23 protein-coding genes and 2 pseudogenes are annotated in these 19,716 nt (G+C 68.7%); 10 read left to right on the top strand and 15 right to left on the bottom strand.

The window, feature by feature from the left end:
- Positions 1 to 26 precede the first annotated feature (26 nt).
- The 3 genes from ACE3Q8_RS11180 (at position 27) to ACE3Q8_RS11170 (ending at position 1,308) form a co-directional block, all read left to right on the top strand.
- Entirely contained in the window at positions 27 to 530 is a 504-nt protein-coding gene (locus ACE3Q8_RS11180; RefSeq protein ID WP_374470359.1) for a DUF305 domain-containing protein, read from the top strand.
- Between the two features lie 68 nt (positions 531 to 598).
- Positions 599 to 841: a heavy-metal-associated domain-containing protein gene (locus tag ACE3Q8_RS11175; protein ID WP_374470358.1), complete on the top strand. Its 243-nt coding sequence runs from the start codon at positions 599 to 601 to the stop codon at positions 839 to 841.
- A 17-nt stretch (positions 842 to 858) separates the two neighbouring features.
- The gene (locus ACE3Q8_RS11170) at positions 859 to 1,308 is read left to right on the top strand and encodes a DUF411 domain-containing protein (RefSeq protein ID WP_374470357.1); all 450 of its coding nucleotides are present in this window, start codon (positions 859 to 861) and stop codon (positions 1,306 to 1,308) included.
- Positions 1,309 to 1,594: 286 nt separating this feature from the next.
- Here the strand turns inward: ACE3Q8_RS11170 and copD are convergent, their stop codons facing one another.
- The 6 genes from copD to ACE3Q8_RS11140 form a co-directional block, all read right to left on the bottom strand.
- Positions 1,595 to 2,524 carry a copper homeostasis membrane protein CopD gene (copD, locus tag ACE3Q8_RS11165; protein ID WP_374470356.1) on the bottom strand — a complete coding sequence of 310 codons (930 nt, stop codon included), beginning with the start codon at positions 2,522 to 2,524 and terminating at the stop codon, positions 1,595 to 1,597.
- Positions 2,525 to 2,526: 2 nt separating this feature from the next.
- On the bottom strand, positions 2,527 to 2,889 hold the full coding sequence (gene copC, locus ACE3Q8_RS11160; RefSeq protein ID WP_293421750.1) for a copper homeostasis periplasmic binding protein CopC: 363 nt from the start codon (positions 2,887 to 2,889) through the stop codon (positions 2,527 to 2,529).
- A gap of 105 nt (positions 2,890 to 2,994) precedes the next feature.
- A complete protein-coding gene (locus tag ACE3Q8_RS11155; RefSeq protein WP_374470355.1) occupies positions 2,995 to 3,666 on the bottom strand; it encodes a DUF305 domain-containing protein in 672 nt (223 codons plus the stop codon).
- 349 nt (positions 3,667 to 4,015) lie between these two features.
- Entirely contained in the window at positions 4,016 to 4,228 is a 213-nt protein-coding gene (locus ACE3Q8_RS11150) for a hypothetical protein (protein WP_374470354.1), read from the bottom strand.
- Positions 4,229 to 4,244: 16 nt separating this feature from the next.
- On the bottom strand, positions 4,245 to 4,493 hold the full coding sequence (locus ACE3Q8_RS11145) for a hypothetical protein (RefSeq protein WP_374470353.1): 249 nt from the start codon (positions 4,491 to 4,493) through the stop codon (positions 4,245 to 4,247).
- Between the two features lie 266 nt (positions 4,494 to 4,759).
- Positions 4,760 to 5,284, bottom strand: a complete 525-nt coding sequence (locus tag ACE3Q8_RS11140; RefSeq protein WP_374470352.1) for a helicase — start codon at positions 5,282 to 5,284, stop codon at positions 4,760 to 4,762.
- A gap of 101 nt (positions 5,285 to 5,385) precedes the next feature.
- Here ACE3Q8_RS11140 and ACE3Q8_RS11135 point away from each other — a divergent pair, with 101 nt between their 5' ends.
- Positions 5,386 to 5,625: a transcriptional regulator gene (locus ACE3Q8_RS11135; RefSeq protein ID WP_374470351.1), complete on the top strand. Its 240-nt coding sequence runs from the start codon at positions 5,386 to 5,388 to the stop codon at positions 5,623 to 5,625.
- A gap of 159 nt (positions 5,626 to 5,784) precedes the next feature.
- Here ACE3Q8_RS11135 and ACE3Q8_RS11130 read toward each other — a convergent pair whose 3' ends face one another.
- Entirely contained in the window at positions 5,785 to 7,206 is a 1,422-nt protein-coding gene (locus ACE3Q8_RS11130) for an IS1182 family transposase (protein ID WP_374470350.1), read from the bottom strand.
- Between the two features lie 78 nt (positions 7,207 to 7,284).
- Positions 7,285 to 8,253: an arsenic resistance protein gene (locus tag ACE3Q8_RS11125; RefSeq protein WP_374470349.1), complete on the bottom strand. Its 969-nt coding sequence runs from the start codon at positions 8,251 to 8,253 to the stop codon at positions 7,285 to 7,287.
- A 220-nt stretch (positions 8,254 to 8,473) separates the two neighbouring features.
- Here ACE3Q8_RS11125 and ACE3Q8_RS11120 point away from each other — a divergent pair, with 220 nt between their 5' ends.
- Entirely contained in the window at positions 8,474 to 8,746 is a 273-nt protein-coding gene (locus tag ACE3Q8_RS11120) for a helix-turn-helix transcriptional regulator (protein ID WP_374470348.1), read from the top strand.
- Between the two features lie 198 nt (positions 8,747 to 8,944).
- On the opposite strand, the gene ACE3Q8_RS11115 is transcribed toward ACE3Q8_RS11120, so the two are convergent.
- Positions 8,945 to 9,193, bottom strand: a complete 249-nt coding sequence (locus ACE3Q8_RS11115) for a GDCCVxC domain-containing (seleno)protein (RefSeq protein WP_293383824.1) — start codon at positions 9,191 to 9,193, stop codon at positions 8,945 to 8,947.
- Entirely contained in the window at positions 9,190 to 9,468 is a 279-nt protein-coding gene (locus ACE3Q8_RS11110) for an MFS transporter permease (protein ID WP_293410871.1), read from the bottom strand. Before ACE3Q8_RS11110 ends, ACE3Q8_RS11115 begins: the two co-directional genes overlap by 4 nt.
- Positions 9,469 to 9,684: 216 nt before the next feature.
- On the opposite strand from ACE3Q8_RS11110, the gene ACE3Q8_RS11105 reads away from it, so the two are divergent.
- A complete protein-coding gene (locus ACE3Q8_RS11105; protein ID WP_293383827.1) occupies positions 9,685 to 10,077 on the top strand; it encodes a helix-turn-helix domain-containing protein in 393 nt (130 codons plus the stop codon).
- A gap of 235 nt (positions 10,078 to 10,312) precedes the next feature.
- Entirely contained in the window at positions 10,313 to 12,283 is a 1,971-nt protein-coding gene (locus tag ACE3Q8_RS11100; protein WP_374470347.1) for a ParB/RepB/Spo0J family partition protein, read from the top strand.
- A gap of 382 nt (positions 12,284 to 12,665) precedes the next feature.
- Here the strand turns inward: ACE3Q8_RS11100 and ACE3Q8_RS11095 are convergent, their stop codons facing one another.
- Positions 12,666 to 13,271, bottom strand: a complete 606-nt coding sequence (locus ACE3Q8_RS11095) for an RES family NAD+ phosphorylase (RefSeq protein ID WP_374470346.1) — start codon at positions 13,269 to 13,271, stop codon at positions 12,666 to 12,668.
- Positions 13,272 to 14,276 carry a DnaB-like helicase N-terminal domain-containing protein gene (locus tag ACE3Q8_RS11090; RefSeq protein WP_374470345.1) on the bottom strand — a complete coding sequence of 335 codons (1,005 nt, stop codon included), beginning with the start codon at positions 14,274 to 14,276 and terminating at the stop codon, positions 13,272 to 13,274. It abuts the gene before it with no gap.
- A 425-nt stretch (positions 14,277 to 14,701) separates the two neighbouring features.
- Here ACE3Q8_RS11090 and ACE3Q8_RS11085 point away from each other — a divergent pair.
- The 3 genes and pseudogenes from ACE3Q8_RS11085 to ACE3Q8_RS11075 form a co-directional block, all read left to right on the top strand.
- Positions 14,702 to 15,001, top strand: a pseudogene (locus ACE3Q8_RS11085) (DUF736 domain-containing protein); the annotation flags it as partial.
- A gap of 83 nt (positions 15,002 to 15,084) precedes the next feature.
- Positions 15,085 to 15,996: an ArdC family protein gene (locus ACE3Q8_RS11080; protein ID WP_374470344.1), complete on the top strand. Its 912-nt coding sequence runs from the start codon at positions 15,085 to 15,087 to the stop codon at positions 15,994 to 15,996.
- A 113-nt stretch (positions 15,997 to 16,109) separates the two neighbouring features.
- Positions 16,110 to 17,462, top strand: a complete 1,353-nt coding sequence (locus ACE3Q8_RS11075; RefSeq protein WP_374470343.1) for a tyrosine-type recombinase/integrase — start codon at positions 16,110 to 16,112, stop codon at positions 17,460 to 17,462.
- Positions 17,463 to 17,481: 19 nt separating this feature from the next.
- Here ACE3Q8_RS11075 and ACE3Q8_RS11070 read toward each other — a convergent pair.
- The 3 genes and pseudogenes from ACE3Q8_RS11070 to ACE3Q8_RS11060 all read right to left on the bottom strand — a co-directional run.
- Positions 17,482 to 18,924, bottom strand: a pseudogene (locus ACE3Q8_RS11070) (type IV secretory system conjugative DNA transfer family protein); the annotation flags it as partial.
- Positions 18,925 to 19,019: 95 nt separating this feature from the next.
- On the bottom strand, positions 19,020 to 19,268 hold the full coding sequence (locus ACE3Q8_RS11065; RefSeq protein ID WP_374470342.1) for a conjugal transfer protein TraD: 249 nt from the start codon (positions 19,266 to 19,268) through the stop codon (positions 19,020 to 19,022).
- A gap of 64 nt (positions 19,269 to 19,332) precedes the next feature.
- Entirely contained in the window at positions 19,333 to 19,617 is a 285-nt protein-coding gene (locus ACE3Q8_RS11060) for a conjugal transfer protein TraD (protein WP_374470341.1), read from the bottom strand.
- Positions 19,618 to 19,716: the final 99 nt, after the last annotated feature.

Here is a 19,716-nt window from a genome sequence, read left to right as displayed (position 1 = left end):
GCGCAACCAGAGAGAGGCAGGTTACGATGGATGAGTCTCACCGCCATGGCGCCCACATGAGCCAGAAAACAATGAGGCATCACTATGTGATGCTCGCCGTGAACCTCGGGCTGAGCCTGCTGGTCATGTACCTGGCGATGTTCGCAATGATCTTCACCTGGGGTGAGTTCATCCAGAACATCAACTTCTTCTACATGGCCCTCGTCATGTGGGCGCCGATGGCCGTCATCATGCTGCTGACGATGCGGTCCATGTACATGAACCGGAAGCTCAACCTGGGCCTCCATGCGGCCTTTGTCGCGATCTTCGTTCTGGCGTTCATCGGCATCCGCGCACAGGGTCTCGTCGGGGATCGTCAGTTTGTGCAATCGATGATCCCGCACCATTCCGGCGCGCTCTTGATGTGCAAGGAAGCCGCCTTGAAGGACGCGGAGCTTCGCGAGCTCTGCTACGGCCCGAACGGGATCATGGAATCCCAAAAGAGGGAGATCGCGCAGATGAAGGCGATCCTGACCCGGCTTCAGGACTAGACGCCCTTGACCTTCCCACCGTGGGAAGCCCCATCTGACAAGGCGAGGCGATCAAGAAGGAGATTCCGATGCTTCGCTATCAAGTCAGCGACATGAGCTGCGGCCACTGCGTCCAGGCGATCACCGAGGCCATAAAGAGCGTCGATTCCTCGGCCGAGGTGAACATCGACCTCGCCGGCAAGTCGGTCGAGGTCTCGACCTCGGCCGCGGACGGGACCGTGCGCAAGGCGATCCGGGAAGCGGGGTACACTCCGGCCGAGGCGGCGCAAGCGCCGGCGCCGGCGCGGGGCTCCTGCTGCGGCGGGCGGTGAGACAGGGAAGGCCCGTGATGATCAACCGTCGCCAGATGCTGGGTTCTGCCGCCGCCGCCATGGCGGCGTCTGCCGCGTGGGCGGCCGCGCCGCCGCCCTTAACCGTCTACAAGACGGCCTCGTGCGGCTGCTGCAAGGGCTGGATCACCACCATGACCCGGGCCGGCTATCGCGCCAAGGTGGTGACGGTGGAGGATGTGACGCCGTTCAACAGGCGCCACGGCGTGCCCTTCGAGCTTTCCTCCTGCCACCTATCGACGATCGGCGGCTATGTCGTGGTGGGGCACGTGCCTTCGGCGGATGTCGCACGCCTGCTCCGGGAACGGCCGAAGGCGCTCGGGCTCACGGTCCCCGGCATGCCGATCGGCTCGCCCGGGATGGAGACGCCGGACGGCCGCAAGGAAGCGTACAACACCCTGCTCCTGCTGCCGCGAGCTAAGACCCAAGTGTTCGCCCGGCACGGCTGAACAGGGCAAGGCGGCAACGCCGTGCCGCGGCTTTCTGTTTGTTGATGGTGGCGATTTCGCTGCCGTCGTGCATGAGCCTGCGGTCGAGCGCCGCCTTGTCGCCAGCGTTGCCGCTGACGATGCGCCCGGACTCGCCCCGAACCCCATGGCCGAGACTGGGAGATCGTCTCTGGACTGGCGCGATCACTAATGGTCATCGTGTCAGCCCGCGTCCAACGCTCATCGCGCTCTTGCCGCCGATCCACAAAGGTCGGTGGGTGAGGGCTAGAGCGCGGGGCGCCACGCCTCACATCGCCGCCGGCGGCGCGAGCGTGCCGAGCCAGGCGACCAGCGCCAGCACAGCGAGCCCCACGCCGGTCTCGATGAGGACGCTCCGCCGCAAGGCAGCGAGCGCCGCGCCTTCTCTTTCGGGAGCGCCGAGCCCGAGGCCGAGCGCCGGCGTAAGTTGGAAGCGGTTCGCCGCCGCAAGCCCGAGCATCGCGACAAACAGGACCAGCTTAAGCGATAGGAGCCGGCCGTAGGGCGTCGTCCAGAGGCCGCTGAGATGGTCGGGACCGACCAGGAACCAGCCGTTGATGACGCCGGTCGCGAGGAGCACCGCGACGAGACCCGTGCCGACCCCGGAGAAGCCGTGGAGGGCGCGGTGAAGCGCGACGGTCGCCGCGGGCGTTGGTGTCGGCGTTCGAAGCAAGAGAAGGAAGGCGACCAACGCGCCGATCCAGACCGCCGCTGCCCAGGCGTGCAGGATGTCAGAGATGAGATGGACGGACGAGCCGCCGCCTTCCGTGGCGGCTCCGTGGCCCATCCAGGCCAAGCTCCCTGTCGCCAGGGCGCCGAGCGCCGCAACGGCCATCCAGGTGGTGCGGGAGGGCTTGAGCGATAAGACCAGGATGACGGCAAGCGCCGCCGCGACGGCCCGCGCTATGGCGGCCTTGCCGAGATCCATGCCGGTGACGACGGCGGTTAGGGTCTCCGGCTTCAGCCCCTCGGTGAGAGAGCCGCTGAGAACGCTGGCTTGGCCGATCACGGCAAACAGAGCCGTCACGGCGAGCAGCGCCCCGGCGGCCGCTAGAAGCCGACGTGTCCATGGCGCCTCGGCCGCGGATCCATCTCCTCGCCCCGGCAGTGCGTAGACAAAAAAGAGCGATGATCCCATCAGGACCATCGCTCCCAGATATTGCGCCAGCCTGAGGACGATGACCGCAGGCTCAAGCACGATCAGCCAACCTTGAAGGCGACTTCGCCGGACATCTTGTGGCCATCCGCCGTCGCTGCCGTCCAGACAACCTTGTAGGCGCCGGCGCTCAGCGCCGCCGTGGGCGCGCCCGTGAGGCTCTTGCCGTCTTTGGAGACGGTGGTCTTCACAGCGACCTTCATCCCACCGTGCTCGGGCATGACCACCTCGAACTTGGAGAAGGCCGGCACCAGCTTCTCGCTGAACGTCAGGGTGATGGTCTTCGGCGCGGCGACCGTGGCGTTGGCGGCCGGGTTCGACGACACGAGTTTCGCATGGGCGGCGGCTTGCGAGGCCACGAGAAGGGTCGCCGCAGCGACCGCGACACCGAGGTGATGACGGATCATGGTGGATATCCCGACTGAAGTGTTCAGAGGGATATACGCACCCGGCACATGAACCCCTCATGATCGGGCCTGCCGCCGGCGGTGGCTTGCCGGCGGCAGGTGGGATCAGCCGCCGAGCTTCGACTGCAGTTCGGCGATCTCTTTCGTCTGCATGTCGATGGTCTTCTGCGCCATCCGCCGGATCTCAGGGTCCTTGGCGTCCTGCAGGACCCGCTTCGACATGTCGATGCTGCCCTGGTGGTGTTCGATCATCTTACGCGCCCAGGTCTGGTCCGCGTCGGCGCCGGTCGCCGCCATCATCTTCTGGCTCATGGTCGCTTCCATCTCGGCGAATGGGTTGGCTTGGCCGCCCTGCTCGTCGGCGTGCGCCTGAACCCATTTGTCGAGCTCGGCCCGGTCCTTGGCCTGCATGTCCATAGTCTTCTGGGCCATGTCGTGCATCGGCCCGTTGGGGGACTGGTTGAGCAGCGCCCGCGACATGTCGATACCGCCCTGGTGGTGAGCCATCATCTTCATCGCCCAGGTGCTTTCGACGGTGGAGCCGACCGCTGCAGCCATCTTCTGCTTCATGTCCGTTTCGATCGGCATGAAGACCGCCGCGGGCCCGCTGGCCGGGATCGTCGCATCGGCGCTCGCGGGTGAGGCCGCCGACTCTGCCGGGGTCGCGGCCGGCGCCTCGGTGCTCTCGTTGTTCTTGTTGCACCCGGCGAGACCCAGGATGGCGATTGCTGCGCCCGTCATGAGCCAGGTTGATGCAAGTCCATTGTTCGTCAGCATGGGCGTTCCCTCTGTTCCCCTCGCGGCAACGCCTACAGCGCAGCCAGCGTTCCGGATTTGCAAGAGCAGGAACCAAGTACGGCGGCAGACTCTCCCGTCATGGGATAGTTATGCGAAGGTGTTCGGGGCTTCCGGGGTCCTTTCGATCTTTGGCGAAGGCTTTACCAACGAGGTCGACAATGTAGGGCCAAAGCTGAAAGCAGCGGCCGAGCAGCTCCATGAAGACGGCCTAGTCTCCAACACGTCTCAGTGCGGGACGATGGACGCAGCGAAGCCTACGCCACGCTCTTATTGCTTTCAGGCGGCAAGACCTGGGTCTTCGCTCAGCATGGTTGATCGTTGGCGCAGGTCAGTGCCGCACGAACTCGCCGGGCGGTCCGAAGCGTTCGGCGAGCTCTAGGCGGATGGCCTCGATCTCCGCCTCCAGCTGCGGCAGCTCGGCGGCGTCCGCGCTCTCCGCGCGCGCCAGCAGCGCAAGGCAACGGTCGACCAGCACCATGGCCTCGGGGTTTCCCCGGCAGCGCAGCCGCAGGTCCAGCAGATAGGCGAGCGCGTCCTCCAAGCGGGTCTCCATCGGACTAGCGTGCCGGCGGGCGACGCTCGCCCAAGAGTGCGGTGAGGTCCCGGCGCGAGCCAGCGATCATCGCCTGGGCCTGCAGGTGGTCGTCGGTCCAGATCAGCTGCTCGGCGACCGCGAGCCGGGCGATCACCTCCTCCAGGCTTGTCGCGCCCTGCTTGGGCAGGGCCTCCAGCAGCACGGCGCGCTGCTCCAGGAGGAGCTCCAGCATGCCGTCGATGTCACGGAGCTCCTGCGCGCCTGCCAGCATTCTTCCCGGCTGGGAGGGCTGGTCTTCGATATAGGCTTCGAGCCGCGCCCACCGGCACCGTAGCCGGGAGATCCTGGCGTCGAGGTGGAGCAAGGCCCGGTAGGGCTTCGTGGGGTCCGGAGACGAGGAGCCCGCCGGCAGTTGCAGAGGCGCGGCGCCGACGGGGCGCGCGGCGGCTGCGGCGGAGGCGCCGGCGAGCAGGGTCCGGCGGGAGACCGCTGCCAAGCGCGCCGGGTGTGCGACGGGAGGACGTCCTGAACCCATGATCAAGGGCCCTCACGGGACGGGGCCATGAGCGTCGTGAGATCGCGTCGGGAGCCCAGGATCATGTCGTACGCTTCGGGATGGTCGTCGCGGTAGAGCAGCCGCTCGACCACAGCCAGCCGCGCGGCGACGGTCTCGAGTGTGTCGGCGCCGGACCTGGGAAGCTTGTCGAGCAAGCCATCCCGCTCCGCGCACAGCCGCTTCAGCTGCGCGTCCAGGTCCCGCAGCGCCTGCCCCGCAGGCAAAGCCGCCTGCTCCGCTTCGCTCAGCCGGTGCCAGTTGTGCGTCTCGAACAGCCAACCCTCGATGTCGCCCCAGCGCAGGAGCAGGCGCTCGATCTCTCGATCCAGATGGATCCAGCGCCGGTAGAGGCCCGTGGCGGTCCCGGACGCTGTGACGGACGGGAGCGGATGGGCCACGCCAGCCTGAGGCGCGGTGGCCGCCGCCGAGGTCCCGACCAGGACGGCTCGTCGGGAGAGCGCAGGCAGCCGGGCGCGCTCGCCCGCCGCCGATTGACGTGAGCCCATGATTGTCGCCTACTAATCACCTATGATAAGATTATGATCATGGCGAGCAGGAGGTGCTGTCAACATAAAATGCGCTTAGAAGATCACAAAATTATCACTTCATGCTGACAGCACCCCAAATCCGCGCCGCGCGCGCGCTGCTGGCCTGGAGCCAGCCGACGCTTGCCACCGCCTCGGGGCTGTCCCTGCCGACGATTGTGCGGATGGAGGGGGCGCAAGGTCCGGGGCGGAGCTCCGCGGCTAATGTGGCGGCCGTGCAGGGGGCGCTGGAGGGGGCTGGCGTGGTGTTCATCCCGGCGGACGACGTCCTAGGCCCGGGCGTCCGCCTCAAGCAGGCCTAGTCTGGAGGCTGGAGGGGAAAGCCTTCCCCTGCGGTCGAGCCCTGACGGTCTCGTCCGACCCCTTCCAGCGGGGGAGCGCCCCCCAGGCTGTGCAGAAACTCGCACCGAAAGCGCGGGTGACGCTGCTCGCGGGGATCAGGCGCGTACAGCCGCGAGGGGTCAGCCAGCTCCGGTCAGCTTCTCAGCTCCAAAGGCGTTCATCGCATGCATGATGTTGAAGGCCACTACCGAGAGCGCCGCTTCCGCCTTCACCCTCCTGAGCCCGCGGGTGAGGAACCTGCCCCCGCCCGACATTCGCTTGATCGTGCCGAAAGGGTGCTCGACGGTGCACCGCCTGATCCGCATCAGGCTCGGGTCGGCGTAGATGCGGGCCTCCATGCGGTCGAGCGCGGCTTGGTCGATCAGGCGGTGGATGGCCCGCTGCGCGCCTGGGGTGCAGCGCGGCTTCAGGCTGCACGTCTTGCAGGCGGGCGTGCGGTACCGGATCGCCCGGTTGCGTGTGTGGATGCCTGACGGTCGCATTGTCTGCCCGGCTGGGCAGCGGATGGTGTCGCTTGCCTCGTCGTAGACGAACTGGGTGGGCCGGAAGTGCTCGCTGTTCATCGCGCCGCGCTTGATCGGCGCCGACACGGTGATCGCCTCGGCCTCGCAGCGGGCCACCTCTTCCGCGTTCGAGTAACCGCCGTCGGTCAGGACGTGCAACTCGTCGGCCGCGAGCACCTCCTTCGCCGCGAGCGACATGGGGCGCAGCATATGGCTGTCGTTCGCGTCGTTGAACACGTCGTGGTGAATGATGAGGCCGCTCTCCACGTCGACGACGCTCTGGAGATTGTATGACGGCAGCTTCGGCGCGTGAGCGTAGCCCATCGGCTTCGCTTCGGGCTCGCCGAAGACGAGCACCTTCTCGTCGCGCCGCGCCAGCTCGGCCTGTCGGCGGGCGAGCCGGTCCTTGCGCCGCTTCAGCGATGCGATCGCGCCGGCGAAGGCCTCGCGGTGCGCTGGCTGGTCGTCGAACCCTTGCGCCACCTGCTCGTCGATCGCGTCCAACCGGTCGAGGTAGTAGGCGATCTCGCGCTCGGTGTGGGCGAGGTCGCGGGTGAGCCTCTCGGCGCCGGCGATGTTCTTGGGGCTGGCAGCGGCGCGCATTTTGGTCCCATCAAGCGCGACCGTATGCCCGCCGACGAGACCCTGCTCGCGGCAGAACTGCACGAAGGCAGCACTCGCGCGCACGATGGCTTCGGGGTTGTCATGCCGAAAGGCGGCGATGGTCCGGTAATCAGGCGCGAGGCGGCGCATGAGCCAAAGCGCCTCCAGGTCGCGCACACAGGCGCGCTCGAGATGTCGAGACGAGCGGACCTGGTTGAGATAGCCCCACACGTAGAGGCGGAGCATGTCGGCTGGATGGAAGCCTGGGCGACCCGTTGAGGCGGCGATAGCGCGGGCAAACCCAAGCTCGGCCAAGTCGAGGCTGCCGATAAACGCGTCGACGATCCGCACTAGAGCTTGGGGAGCAACGTAGTCGTCGATGCAGGCCGGCAAAAGACTGACCTGACCTCGATCAAATCCTTCGATGTGACCCACTCCGAACCTCCGCCGACGCTTGATCGATGCGGATTCTGGCAGATTTGCTGGGATGAATCAGCAGCAAAGCAAGCACATTTAGGCTGGAGCAGCCGTTCCCAGCCGCTGGATAGCTCGGACATAGACGAGCTCGCTCACAAGCTCGACGAGCGTCTGCGCGACGATGATCGCCGGCAGAATCGGAAGCGCACCGGGCACGGAGAGCGCGAGCGGGAGCACCACGAGCGAGTTGCGGGTGGCCGCGCTGAAGGCGACGCCCCGTGCCTCGCTGCCCTGCAGACCGGCCAGCCTCGCCACTCCCCACCCAACGAAGGGGGCAAGGAACGCGAACGCCATGTAGGATGGGAGGACGGTCAGCACGGCGCTCCAGGCCTGCCCGAGCTGCGGCACGACGGCGGCGACGACGACGAAGAGCACGAGCGCTGTTGCCGGCACCGGAAGCATACCGAGAGCGGAGGCTGCTTTCGTGCCTGTCTCCGATCGGCTCGCCCAAAGTTGCACCAGGCCGGCAAGCGCCAGCGGCATGGCGATGAGCCAGAGGAAGGCGTGGAGGAACGGGCCGACCTGAACGAGGCGGGCCGCTTCATCGCCGAGGAAGAGAGTCAGGTAGATCGGCAGCAGCGCCATCTGGAGGAGCAGCAGCGCCGGCGTTGCCGCCAGCAGCAGCTTGGCGTCGGCTCGGCCCAAGTGCGCGAAGGTCACGACGTAGTCGATGCAGGGCGTGAGCAGCACGAGCAGCACGCCCAATCGGATGAGCGGATCGGGCGGCAGGAACTGCGTCAACGCCGCCACGAGTAGCGGGATCGCCAGGAAGTTGGCGGCGAGCAGCGGCGCCACGAAGCGCCAGCGCGTGAACGCGCGCCCGAGGTCGGCGAGCGGCACCTGGAGGAAAGTGACGAAGAGCATGAAGGCAAGCGCCGGGTTTATCACCGCTTCGAGCCTGCCCGTGCCCGGCACCAACACCGCCACGGCCGCCGCGATTGCGACCGCGCCGAAGTAGATCGGCACTTGGCGGGCTTCGAGCAGATCCCGGGCTTGCTGGACCAACACACTCTCCCATTCCGAACACCGCCCACGACCTAGTGACGGACCGCCGACACTAGCAAGGTGAAACGGTGCGAACTCGTCGGCCAGGATCCCGCGGTGAGTTTTTGCACAGCCTGCCCCGCAACGCCCCCGCTCCCAGGACCTGTAGGCCCGCTCCTCCCCCAGGTCGACTCGCAAGAAGGTGACTTTGTCAGTCCTTCGAAGCTTGCGGAGCGCGCTCATGCCCAACCCTGTCATCACCCGCTGCATCCGACGTGCGGAGCTGCGGAGGCTCGTGCCGCTGAGCGACACGACGATCTATGAGATGGAGCGCCGCGGCGAGTTCCCCCGTCGCTTCAACCTGACGCCCCGTTGCGTCGCCTGGAGCTTCGACGAGGTCCAAGCCTGGCTCGCGGCGCGCCGGGATCCGGCTCCGGACCAGGTGCTCGAACGCGCACCCTCACCCGACGTGCATCAGCGCCGCACGAGGCCCGTCGGCAGCCTAGGAAGCTGACGCCCTCGCAGGGTGGGAGAGCGCCGGGCGGTCGCTCGCTGTCCCGCCGCGCCGGGCGCGGCTCCTGCGGGAGCGACCCTTCGGGCGCACCGCGCCGCCCGACGCTCGCGGCAGCGTCCCGCCATGCAGCGCCGGCTCCGCCGCGCGCAGGCTCCTTGCGGCCGCATCCTTGCTAAGCGGTCGCCGGCGCGTAACGTTTCAGCCGCTGGCTGCGCTGCAGCACGACGGTGCTCCGCCGTTCGCGCGAGCTTCTTGGACCGGCGGGCACGGAACGTCGGCGTACGAGCAATAGACGCAACAATCGCCGGCGTTCGGCTTGAGAACTGCGCTGCAACACGGGCAGTCATAGAAATACTGGCAGGCGTCCGTCGGCATGGTCTCCGTTGTCCGCCCACCGCACTCGGGGCAGGTCAGCGTGGAGCGTAGCTCAAAGGTCATCGCGTTCATGCGCGTAAGGTCCTCAGGATCATCAGAGCCTTTGGCTCTACGAACGGCTGCCAAAGGATCGCCAGCACCAGCAGCGCTGTCGCGAGTGAAAGCAGGATCACGGACAGCTGAGAAGGCGGCGCACAGCCCCCAGCGATCTTGCACGCCCGCGCCCGGCGTCCGATGCGCCACCAGCCAGCGCCCAGGACCAGGGCTGCGCCGATGGTCAGCCACAGGCGTTGGCCGGCGACGAAGGCTGCCCCGGTTAGGCCCAGGCCTGCGGCCGCGAGGGCCATTGGCAGCACACAGCACGCGGCCCAGGCGAATACCGCCAAGCACGCGGCGCAAACAGCTGACCAACTAAGAGCCGCGTCTTTGCGCGCGGATGATGCTGTCGCCTGGATTGTCACGCTCGCGCTTCCCTCTAACCGTTGCTACCTCTCCCACCCGTAGCGACTACAGGGTCAAGGCTTAATCACATGCGCGCTTCCCGAGGCCTCACGATCGGGGGGTTGGCGACCGCCAGCGGCGTCAATCTCGAGACCGTCCGTTACTATGAGCGAATCGGCCTGATGCCGGCGCCGGACCGCACCGCGGCGGGCCACCGCGTGTACGAGGATCACCATCTGCGACGCCTCGTCTTTGTCCGGCGGGGCCGACAGCTTGGGTTTTCCCTGGATGAGATTCGTGCGCTGCTGGACCTGGCCCAGCCTGGGCGACGCGCGTGCGGTGACGTCAAGAAGCTCGCCGCGATGCACCTGGACGAGGTCCGCGCAAAGATCGCTGATCTTCGCCGGCTGGAGACCATTCTCAGTGACACCATCCGCAAGTGCGACGGACAAGCCGATGCGCCCGCATGTCCGGTTCTCGACCTGCTGGAAGCGGATGCTGTCGCCTCGTCATAGTTCCCATCGCCGCGCCTTTGGCCCGGCGCCCGCTTAGGGCTCCGCCCTCGGCGCGCTTCGGAGCGGCTTCCGCCCAGCTTCGGTCCCCTCCGCCGGGCGCCACAGGCTGACGGGCCTCCAGGACCCTGCAGCCGGTTCCCCGCGAAGCCGCCCCTCCGCTTGCACACCCGGTCTCGCCGACGGGCAGGGCTGCAGGCGCGGCGTGCGCCTGCAACCCAGGCCCAAGGAGGACCTTATGACCGTCCAGACCGTGATCGAGTCCGGCGCTGTGATCGAAGTGCCCCTCAACAAGCTCAAGAAGTCGCCGAAGAACGCCCGCAAGACCCCGCACGGCGAAGCGGCCATCGCGGCCCTGGCCGCGTCCATTGCCGCCAAGGGCATGCTGCAGGCGCCGGTGGTGGAGCCGGAAGTGGGTGAGGACGGCGCGCCCACCGGCTTCTGGCTGGTGACCATCGGCGAGGGCCGCCGCCTCGCCATGCTGCTCCGCCTCAAGCGCAAGGAGGTCCGCAAGAGCGAGCCCGTCCGCTGTGTGGTCGACACGACCAACGACGCCCACGAGATCAGCCTGGACGAGAACGTCACCCGCACCGAGATGCACCCGGCGGACCAGTTCGAAGCTTTCCGGCGGCTGGCGGCAGAACGCGGTCTTGGCGCCGAGGACATCGGGGCGCGCTTCGGCGTCTCGGCCCAGGTGGTGCGCCAGCGTCTGCGGCTCGGCGCGGTCTCGCCCAAGCTGATGGCGATCTACCGCGAGGGCGGGCTGGCGCTCGATCAGCTGATGGCCTTCGCGGTCAGCGAGGATCATGGGCGGCAGGAGCAGGTCTATGACCAGCTCACCTTCAATCGCTCGCCGGGGGTGATCCGCCGCGCCATGACCGAAGCCAAGGTCCCGGCCAGCGACCGGCGGGCGATCTTCGTGGGGGCCGAGGCTTACGGCGAGGCCGGGGGGACCATCCTGCGCGACCTCTTCACCGAGGACGGCGGCGGCTGGTTCGAGGACGTGCCGCTGCTCGACCGGCTGGTGACTGAGAAGCTGGACGCCATCGCCTCGGAGGTCCAGGCGCAGGAGGGCTGGAAGTGGGCGGCGGCCTCGCTCGACTACCCGCACGGCCACGGGATGCGGCGGGTCTACCCGCACCCGGTGGAGCGCTCGGAGCCGGACACGGCGCAGATCGACGCTCTCTCCGAGGAATACGACGCCCTGGTGAGCCAGTGGGACGCGGTGGAGGAGCTGCCGCCCGAAGTGGAGGCCCGCTTCAAGGAGATTGATGCCGCCCTGGACGCCTTCGGCGACGGGCCGGCTTACGATCCCGACGAGGTGGCGCGCGGCGGCGTGTTCGTGATCCTCGGCCATGACGGGCAGGCCCGCATCGAGCGAGGGCTGATCCGGCCCGAGGACGAACTGCCGGCGGCGGAGGCCGAAGCCGAAGACAATGCCCAAGGCGAGACGGAACCGGATGGTGACAGCGATGGAACCGCGCCGAAGGAGGCCGAGCCCGAGGAGGATGCGGGCGCGCCCTTGTCGGAACGGCTGTTGCTGGACCTGACCGCCTACCGGACCGTCGGCCTGCGCGACGCCGTGGCGACCGACCCCACCCTGGCGCTGACCGCCCTGGTGCACGCCCTGGCGCTCAAGGCCTTCTATCCGCCTTGCGAGCAGGCGTCGTGCGTGGAGGTGAAGCTGGTCAGCGCCTACCTCGACGGCCATGCGCCGGGCGTCAGCGACAGCCCAGCTGGACGACGGATCGCCGAACGGCACGAGGCCTGGGCGGCGCGCCTGCCGCGCGAGCCCTCGAAGGCGTGGGACGCCGTGTCGGGCTTCGGGGCGGGCGAGCTGATGGACCTGCTGGCCCATTGCGTGAGCCTCGGGATCAGCGCCGTGCGCAATCCGCTCGACCGCAAGCCGGCGGCCTGGGACCACGTCGAGCGGCTGGCGCGCGCCGCGGGGCTCGACATGACCACCACGTGGGCGCCGACCGCCGAGCGCTACCTTGGCCGCGTGACCAAGGCGCGCATCCTGGAGGCCGTCGCCGAGGCGCGGGGGGCGGAGGTCGCGGAGCGGATCAGCGACCAGAAGAAGACCGAGATGGTGGAGACGGCCGAAGTCCTGCTTTCGGGGACCGGATGGCTGCCGCCGCTGCTGCGCACGACGAAGGCCGAGACGCCGGAGGCGCCGGTGGACTCGCCGGCGATGGCCGCCGAGTAGGCGCTCCTGCTCGGCCAACTCGCCCGCGCGGGTCCGCCTGCGCGGGCTTCCCTCTGCCTAATCTTCCTCTGGAGTTCGAGTTGCGTGAGGATCGCCTTCGAGCTTCCCAACCTCGGCTTCCACGGCGCGCATGTGGAACATGGTGGCTTCGCCGATCAGCCGGCTCCGTTCCGCGAGGTTCTGTGTCTCGGCTGCCTGACGCAGCAGCTCCTCCGCCCTGCGGCGATTGAAGTCCCGATCCGGCATCTTCCCGAACGTCGTCTTGTCGACCCAATCCTATGGAACCTCGAACCGTGGTCCTCTGTCCACGGTTTCAGCGCGGCCATTGCCGGGCGACAGACATGCGGCGGTTGTTGGCGGACCAACGGCCGCCGGGCGGCGGTCAGAAGATCGCGACGCCCAGGCGCCGTAGCGTCGCCGCAAGCTGCGCCCTCCGGTCCAGCAGGGCTCCAATTCGTGTGGCAGCGAGCTTGGGCAGCGCCCGCTCGAAGACCGCGAGGTTCGGCTCGCCAGTGAACCGGGACAGGTAGATCAGCCCATCGGGCTGGAGGTCATGCGCGTGGAGCGCCGCAGACCAGAGCTGGCCCAGCCGCCAGTCCGCCGCATGCGCCACGTCCGACGGGATGCCCATGCGCAGCGGCCCGTCGCCGCGCAGGTCCGCCAGCCGCAGCGGCGTCACCACCTCGATCTCCGCGCAAGCCCAGGCCTCGAACTCGGCAAGTTCGATCGGGAGGTCGCCAAGCCGGCCGTCGCCGCGATCCCGCACCAGGGTCTCGGCGACCGTCACATTCACCGATGAGCCGAGATAGACGATGCCGTATCGCTCGGCGGCCTCAGGCGGCGGGCTGAACCGGCTTTTCGCCGACCCTCCGAACCCCAAGGGATCGGGAAAGGTCCGGCGATAGAGCCGCAGCCATTTCGCGCCGGCCGGCTCGTCGTGCAGGACGAGCGAGCGGCTGCGAAATCCCTCCGGCGGTTCGGTCGCCACTCAGCCGAAATCCCCGCGCGCCTGGCTCTCAGCTAGGTCCAGGACCTCTGCGACCTTGCCCCTGCGGAGCCTATCCTTCGGCGCCTCGCCTTCCAGAGCCGGCGACGGCTGCGTCAGGAAGCGGAACACCGCCCAGGGGCTGTCGCCCAGCAGCTCGAATACCGTCGGCAGGCCCGGCAGCAGGCCGCCGTCCCGGGTCACCTGCCAAGCCGGGTAGCGGACGCCGCGCTTCGCGCCCTGCAGCCCCAGGATCTCCCGGCGCTTGAGCTTCTGGCGCACGGTCTCGCGCGTGGCGCCGATCAGCCCGGCGAAGTCGTCGGCGCCCAGCATGTCAGGCCCGGCGAGGACCTCCGCCGCACGGGCCTCGCCGCGGGCGCGCGCGTCGCGGAGCGCGGCTTCGAGCTCATCGTCCGCCGGGGGGCGTCGACGCAGGGCAAGCCCGCCGATCCGCGCGGCGAACGTCGGCACATCTCTCGTGGATGGCGCGCGATCCACCAGGTCGGCCAGGTAGCGGACGCCGCCTAGCTCTCTGAACGCCGCGTCGCTTGAGAACTGCTCCGCCATCACGATCGGCTCGGCGAGCTTCCCGCTGCGCCAGGCGTCTTCCAGGGCGGCGAACAGCCGCTGGTGGAACGGCTCGTAGAAGTCCACCCCGGTGAGCGCCGCGCCCAGGTGCTCGAACCCGTCATTGTCGTACAGCAGGGCCCCCAGCAGCGCCTGTTCTGCTTCGATGTCGGCGGGGAGCGCGTCCGCCGGCAGCGGCTCGACGTCGATCTCTGCCTGAGACGAGGAACCTTGCAGCCGGACGGTGAGCTGGGTCGGCCGGCCCGTGCTGTAGGCGGCGCGAACGGCGTGCTCCACCTGGTGCAGCAGAGCGGCGAGCGCTGGGCTGGCTGTGTCCGGCGCGCCTGCGGCTGGCGCGCCACCGCCGAAACGGCCGGCCGCAGCGCTTCGCCGGCCAACGTCGGCCAGTGTCCCGTTCTTCTTGGTGGCGGCGCGGGTCATGGCGAGCTCCTGGAGATGCCAAGGTGGGCAATCTCGTCAACTTCGTCAACCTGACGTTCGTTCCGGCGCGGACGAGGGGGTCTGAGGCCCGTTTCGTGAGGCCGATGCTTGGCGGCGCCGGCGGCCATTCGTCTTCCTCGCGCGAGTCCCGGCCCGGCGCGGTCTCTCTCGCTGGCTGATCTGGGCGAAGCCGATCCGGACCTTCAACGCCGACCCGCCGGCTTTCTTCCCCTGAGGCGTACGCCTCATTCCTCGCGAGGCAAGAAAGCCTCTGGGTCCAGCGCCCTCCGCTGCGCTCCGGCCCTTCGCCACCCCACGCGCGGGCGCGTGCGGACCGGCAGGGTGAAGGCCCGGCCTGGCTCCGCCTGACCGATCGCCATCGAGACCGCGATGGGCGCGGCTCGCCAGCGAAACGGAGACTTCCCATGGCCACCATCGGCGCCTTCCACAAGCAAGCCGACGGCTCCTACAGCGGGGCCATCAAGACCCTCACCCTCAACGTCAAGCAGGCCCAGTTCCGGGCGGCCGACAAGGACAACGAGAAGGCCCCCGACTTCCGCATCTTCTCCGGCCAGACCGAATTCGGCGCCGCCTGGAAGAAGACCTCTCGGGAGAACCGCGACTACCTCTCGGTCAAGCTCGACGACCCCAGGTTCCCGGCGCCTATCTACGCCTGCCTGGTCGACGCCGTGGAGGGCTACAGCCTGTTCTGGTCTCGCTGCCGCAGCGCCGAGTTACCGCCCCGAGCCGCCGCCCCGCACGGGGGGGGGGCGCCCCATCCCCATCATCCAAGTTCAAGGAGGCCGCCATGTCGCGCGCGCCCGAACACACTCGCCCCGACCTCTACAGCCGCGTCACCCAAGCCATCGTCGAGGACCTGAAGCGTGGCGTCCGCCCCTGGACCAAGCCCTGGTCCGCCGAGCACCTCGCCGGCCGCATCGGCCGCCCGCTCCGCCACTCCGGCGAGCCCTACAGCGGTATCAACGTGGTCCTGCTCTGGGCCGAAGCCGTGGCCCACGGCTACGCCGCGCCGACCTGGATGACCTTCCGCCAGGCGCTGGCGCTCGGCGCCCACGTCCGCAAGGGCGAGCACGGCGCGACTGTCGTCTACGCCAACCGGGTCAAGCGCACCGAAGCCGGCGACGACGGCCAGGATGTCGAACGCGAGATCCCCTTCCTGAAGGCCTACACCGTGTTCAACGTCGAACAGATCGAGGGCCTGCCGGCGCATTTCCACGCCCCGGCCGCACCGCAGCCGGAGCCGCAGCAGCGGGTCGAGCATGCCGAGGCCTTCTTCCGGGCCGTGGGCGCCGACATCCGCCACGGCGGCGGCCAAGCCTACTACGCCATCGGTCCAGACTACGTGCAGTGCCCGCCGTTCGAGACCTTCGTGGACCCGGAGGCCTACTACGCGACCCTCGCCCACGAGTGCACGCACTGGACCCGCCACCCGAGCCGCCTCGACCGCGACTTCGGCCGCAAGCGCTGGGGCGACGCGGGCTATGCTCGCGAAGAGCTGGTCGCAGAACTCGGGGCCGCCTTCCTTTGCGCCGATCTTGGGCTGGAGCTGACGCCGCGCGAAGACCACGCGAGCTACATCGACAGCTGGCTGCAGGTGCTCGAAGGCGACCGGCGGTTCATCTTCGGCGCCGCCGCCTACGCCCAGCGGGCCTGCGATTTCCTGCATGGTCGGCAAGCGCGAGCGGCCGACGCCGCCTAGCGGAAGCGGCGGCGGCTCCGGGCCGCCGCCGCAACCTTGCGCCTCAACCCTTGCCCGCCGCCCGTCTTGGTAGAAGTATGCCTGGTGGGGGCGCGCGAACAGCGAGGCGCGCAATGTCCGAGGCCGAGCACCACACGCTCCTCGACGGTAAGGTCCACGTCTATCGCCGGGCGAACAGCCGGTACTGGCAGTGCTCGACCTACCTCGGCAGCCGCAACCATCGCCAGTCCACCCGAGAGGAGAACCTCGCGGCGGCCATGGACTTCGCCCGCGACTGGTACATGGACGTCTACACGGAGCATCGGGTCCGCAATCGCGGCGGCGAGATCGTCGCCGCCGAGGAAGCTCGCTTGCGCCAAGCACGCCTGCCGGCCCCGCGTGGGCGGAGCCACACCTTCACGGAGGCCGCCGAGGGATTCCTCGCCGAGTACCAGGTCCTGACCTTCGGCGAGCGCAACGCCGTCTATGTGGAGGGCAAGGTCCGACACGTGCGCCTGCGGCTGGAGCCCTTCTTCGGAAGGGCGCCGCTGCACCGCATGACCGCGGGCCGCATCCAGGCCTACCGCGTCAGCCGCATGACCCCGCCGGAAGGCGACGCGGCCAAGGCGTGGCGGCCGCCGGCCAAGAGCACCCTGCACCAGGAGTTGGTGACGCTTCGGCAGATCCTGAAGTGGGCAAACCGGCAGGGCTGGATCCATGCCTTGCCGGACATGAGCGCCCCCTACCGCCAGTCCGGCAAGATCTCGCACCGGGCCTGGTTCTCGCCCGAGGAATACAAGCGGCTTTACGAGGCCACGCGGGAGCGGGCCCGGACGCCGAGGAAAGAACGCTGGCGGGCGCAATCGGAGAAGCTGCACGACTACGTTCTGTTCATGGCGAACACTGGCCTCAGGCCCGACGAGGCCTCGCGGCTGCAGTTCAGGGACGTCAGCGTCATCTCCGATACCGGCAGCGGTGAACGCATCCTGCAGATCGAGGTGCGGGGGAAGCGTGGGGTCGGCTTCTGCAAGAGCATGCCGGGCGCGGTGCTGCCCTTCGAGCGGCTGGCCAAGCGCGGCGCGCCGGCCCAGGCCGACCTGATCTTCGGAAAGGTGCAGCGGCAGCTCTTCAACGCCGTCCTGGCGGAGCTCGATCTCAAGCACGACCGGGAGGGCAATGTCCGGACCGCCTACAGCCTGCGGCACACCTACATCTGCCTGCGGCTGATGGAGGGCGCCGACATCTACCAGATTGCCAAGAACTGCCGGACGAGCGTCGAGATGATCGAGAAGTTCTACGCCTCGCACATCGCAGGCACGATCGACGCCTCCGCGGTGAACGTCAGGAAGGCGGCGGAGCGTCCGGCGGCCGGGCCGAAGCGGCCAGGCCGGGCGCCGTCGGCGAAGGCTCCGGCTCCGAAAGCTGCGGCGCGTCGGCCGCCCGCGCGGCGATCCGCATCGCCCGCGCCTGAGGCGTCGCCAGCGTGAACAGGCCCCGGAACTCCGGGTCGGCGTAGTAGCGCACCTTCTGCGCCACGACCGGCGCCTCGCCGGGCCGCAGCAGGATCTCCAGCGACGGATGCAGCCGCATCACCTCGTCCGGGGTCATCAGCTCGCGGCGGGCCAGGTGCGTGCTGGTCGACGACCCATGGGTGCTGAAGAACTGGTTTGGGGCGCGCGAGACGGATGTGCCGGACGTCTCATACGCCACAGTGGTGGCGCCCAGCGACTTCGAGATCCACTCGGCGGTGTCGTAGTCGGCGACGTTGAAGACCTGCAGCAGACTGGCGTTGGAGAGGAAGGTGCCGGCGCGCTCGCCATAGGCGCCCCACAGCTGATGCATGTCCTGCAGGATCGGCCAGAGCTGGACGCCATAGCCGGCCATCAGGCCGAAGGCGCGCTCGATGGGCTCGAGCCGTCCGAGCGTGGCGAACTCGTCCAGCAGGAAGAGCACCGGCGGTCCTTCCTCGGCCGGCGTGCGCGCCAGTTCGCGCAGGCCCTGCGCCACCAGCAGCCGCAGCCAGCGGGCGTAGGTGTCGATGCGGTCCGGCGGCAGTACGAGGAACACCGTGCACCAGGAGGTCTTGAGGTCGGAGAAGCGGAAGTCGCTGCCGGACATCGCGGCGTTCAGCCGGGCGCTGTCGAGGAAGTGGGTGTGCCGCTGCGCCGACGAGAGGACGCCCGCCGCCTCGCGGTCGCTCTTCGACAGGTGGCGGTTGGCGGCGCGGCGGACGAGGCCGCCAGCGCTCGTGCTCTTCTGCATTTCGGCCAGCGTGCCGTCGAACTCGTCGGGGCTGCCGCTCAAGAGGTCGCGGACCTTCGCCAGCGTGCGCTCCGGCTTTGGGCGGCTGCAGGCGACGTGCAGCATCAAGCCGGCGATCAGCGCCTTGGCCTCTTCGTTCCAGTGCGCTTCGCCGAGATGCGCTGGCGGATCGTAGACGAGCGCGTCGGCCAGAACGGCGGCGTCCTCCGCGAGGTCCGGGTTGTCGGGATCGAGGACGTCCATCGGATTGTAGCGGGCCTGCGGCATGCCCGTGACCCCGAACGGATCGAGCACGTGCACCGACCCGAGTTGCCGGCGCCGGTCGTAGGTGACGCCAGTGTTCTCGCCCTTGGGGTCGAGGCAGAAGACCGAGCGATCGCAGGCCAGCAGATTGGGGATGATCGCGCCGACGCCCTTGCCTGATCGGGTGGGCGCGATGGTGAGCAGATGGCCGGACGCATCGTGGCGTAGGAGCGCGCCGCCACGGCGGTTTTCGCGGCCGACGATGAGGCCGCGGTCGCGCCGCAGAGTCTGGCGGACGCGCTTGTCCGACGCGAACTGCGCCGAGCCGTACACGGTGTCGTCCACCCGTTCGTAGCGAAGGCGCCAGTTGCCGAAGGCGATGACGGTGCCGAATAGGGCGCCGCAGAAGATCGACACCCGCCGCCAGATGTCGCCGGCGCCCATCACCTCGTCGATGAACCAGCCGGCAAGGCCGCCCGCAATCTGGCCCAGCACAATGCCCCAGATGACGAAGATGACGCAGAGGATGTAGCGGCCGATCACGGCGTCACCGCCGGCTGAGCGGTCAGGGACGCCTTCGCGTCCTGCTCGGCCTCGAAGGCGCGCTGCCCGCGACGGCGCCAGAGCGCCAGCGTCGCCTGCCGGTCGGCCGGAGACAGCGTCTCCGCCAGCGACAGCAGAGCGCCGTAGAGTGTCGCCCGGTCGTCGCCCACGGCATCGGCCAGACCGGACTTCTGGATCAGGCCGCCGAGTTCGATCAGCCGATGGGTGCGTTCGCGTCTTTCCACGACCCAACTCCGCGTATCTGTGCGCGCCCGGTAGGCTTCCGCCCGCCGAACGGCGGCGGCGTTGCTACGGAGCGCCCGGAGCGTGTTCCTCAGATCCGTTGCGCGGCGCGCCGCTCCGGCGTGCGCGTTGAAAGAAGGCGGCGCCCTTGCGGCGCCACGCCTCCTTCGCGGCCGCGTCCTTCTCTTCGACGGCGCTGAGCAGGACGCCGGCCAGGGTGTCGACGTCCAAGCTGTCGGCACCGGTGGCGGCGACCAGTTCGCCGAGCTGGGTGATCTTGCGCGCCTTGAGGCCCTTGGCCTTGTCCGCGAGCGCCTTGAGTTCGGCGTCGATATCGCGAGGTTTGCGCATGCAGGTACGCTCCTTTCAGCGGATGCGCCCCCGCCAACATGCTAGCTCAGGTTGAGTTCGTCCGCCAAGTGGGCGATGCTACACCGCCCCGCCAGTCAC

The organism is Phenylobacterium sp., from assembly GCF_041913825.1.
In the GTDB taxonomy this organism is placed as follows: Bacteria; Pseudomonadota; Alphaproteobacteria; order Caulobacterales; family Caulobacteraceae; genus Phenylobacterium.
This window is presented reverse-complemented; position numbering and strand designations above follow the sequence as displayed.

Bases quoted from the DNA above. Each gene is read 5' to 3' on its own strand.
- ACE3Q8_RS11180 (WP_374470359.1), top strand. From the start codon at position 27: ATGGATGAGTCTCACCGCCATGGCGCCCACATGAGCCAGAAAACAATG.
- ACE3Q8_RS11175 (WP_374470358.1), top strand. From the start codon at position 599: ATGCTTCGCTATCAAGTCAGCGACATGAGCTGCGGCCACTGCGTCCAG.
- ACE3Q8_RS11170 (WP_374470357.1), top strand. From the start codon at position 859: ATGATCAACCGTCGCCAGATGCTGGGTTCTGCCGCCGCCGCCATGGCG.
- copC (WP_293421750.1), bottom strand. From the start codon at position 2,889: ATGATCCGTCATCACCTCGGTGTCGCGGTCGCTGCGGCGACCCTTCTC.
- ACE3Q8_RS11155 (WP_374470355.1), bottom strand. From the start codon at position 3,666: ATGCTGACGAACAATGGACTTGCATCAACCTGGCTCATGACGGGCGCA.
- ACE3Q8_RS11145 (WP_374470353.1), bottom strand. From the start codon at position 4,493: ATGCTGGCAGGCGCGCAGGAGCTCCGTGACATCGACGGCATGCTGGAG.
- ACE3Q8_RS11140 (WP_374470352.1), bottom strand. From the start codon at position 5,284: ATGGGCTCACGTCAATCGGCGGCGGGCGAGCGCGCCCGGCTGCCTGCG.
- ACE3Q8_RS11135 (WP_374470351.1), top strand. From the start codon at position 5,386: ATGCTGACAGCACCCCAAATCCGCGCCGCGCGCGCGCTGCTGGCCTGG.
- ACE3Q8_RS11120 (WP_374470348.1), top strand. From the start codon at position 8,474: ATGCCCAACCCTGTCATCACCCGCTGCATCCGACGTGCGGAGCTGCGG.
- ACE3Q8_RS11115 (WP_293383824.1), bottom strand. From the start codon at position 9,193: ATGAACGCGATGACCTTTGAGCTACGCTCCACGCTGACCTGCCCCGAG.
- ACE3Q8_RS11110 (WP_293410871.1), bottom strand. From the start codon at position 9,468: ATGGCCCTCGCGGCCGCAGGCCTGGGCCTAACCGGGGCAGCCTTCGTC.
- ACE3Q8_RS11100 (WP_374470347.1), top strand. From the start codon at position 10,313: ATGACCGTCCAGACCGTGATCGAGTCCGGCGCTGTGATCGAAGTGCCC.
- ACE3Q8_RS11090 (WP_374470345.1), bottom strand. From the start codon at position 14,276: ATGACCCGCGCCGCCACCAAGAAGAACGGGACACTGGCCGACGTTGGC.
- ACE3Q8_RS11080 (WP_374470344.1), top strand. From the start codon at position 15,085: ATGTCGCGCGCGCCCGAACACACTCGCCCCGACCTCTACAGCCGCGTC.
- ACE3Q8_RS11075 (WP_374470343.1), top strand. From the start codon at position 16,110: ATGTCCGAGGCCGAGCACCACACGCTCCTCGACGGTAAGGTCCACGTC.
- ACE3Q8_RS11060 (WP_374470341.1), bottom strand. From the start codon at position 19,617: ATGCGCAAACCTCGCGATATCGACGCCGAACTCAAGGCGCTCGCGGAC.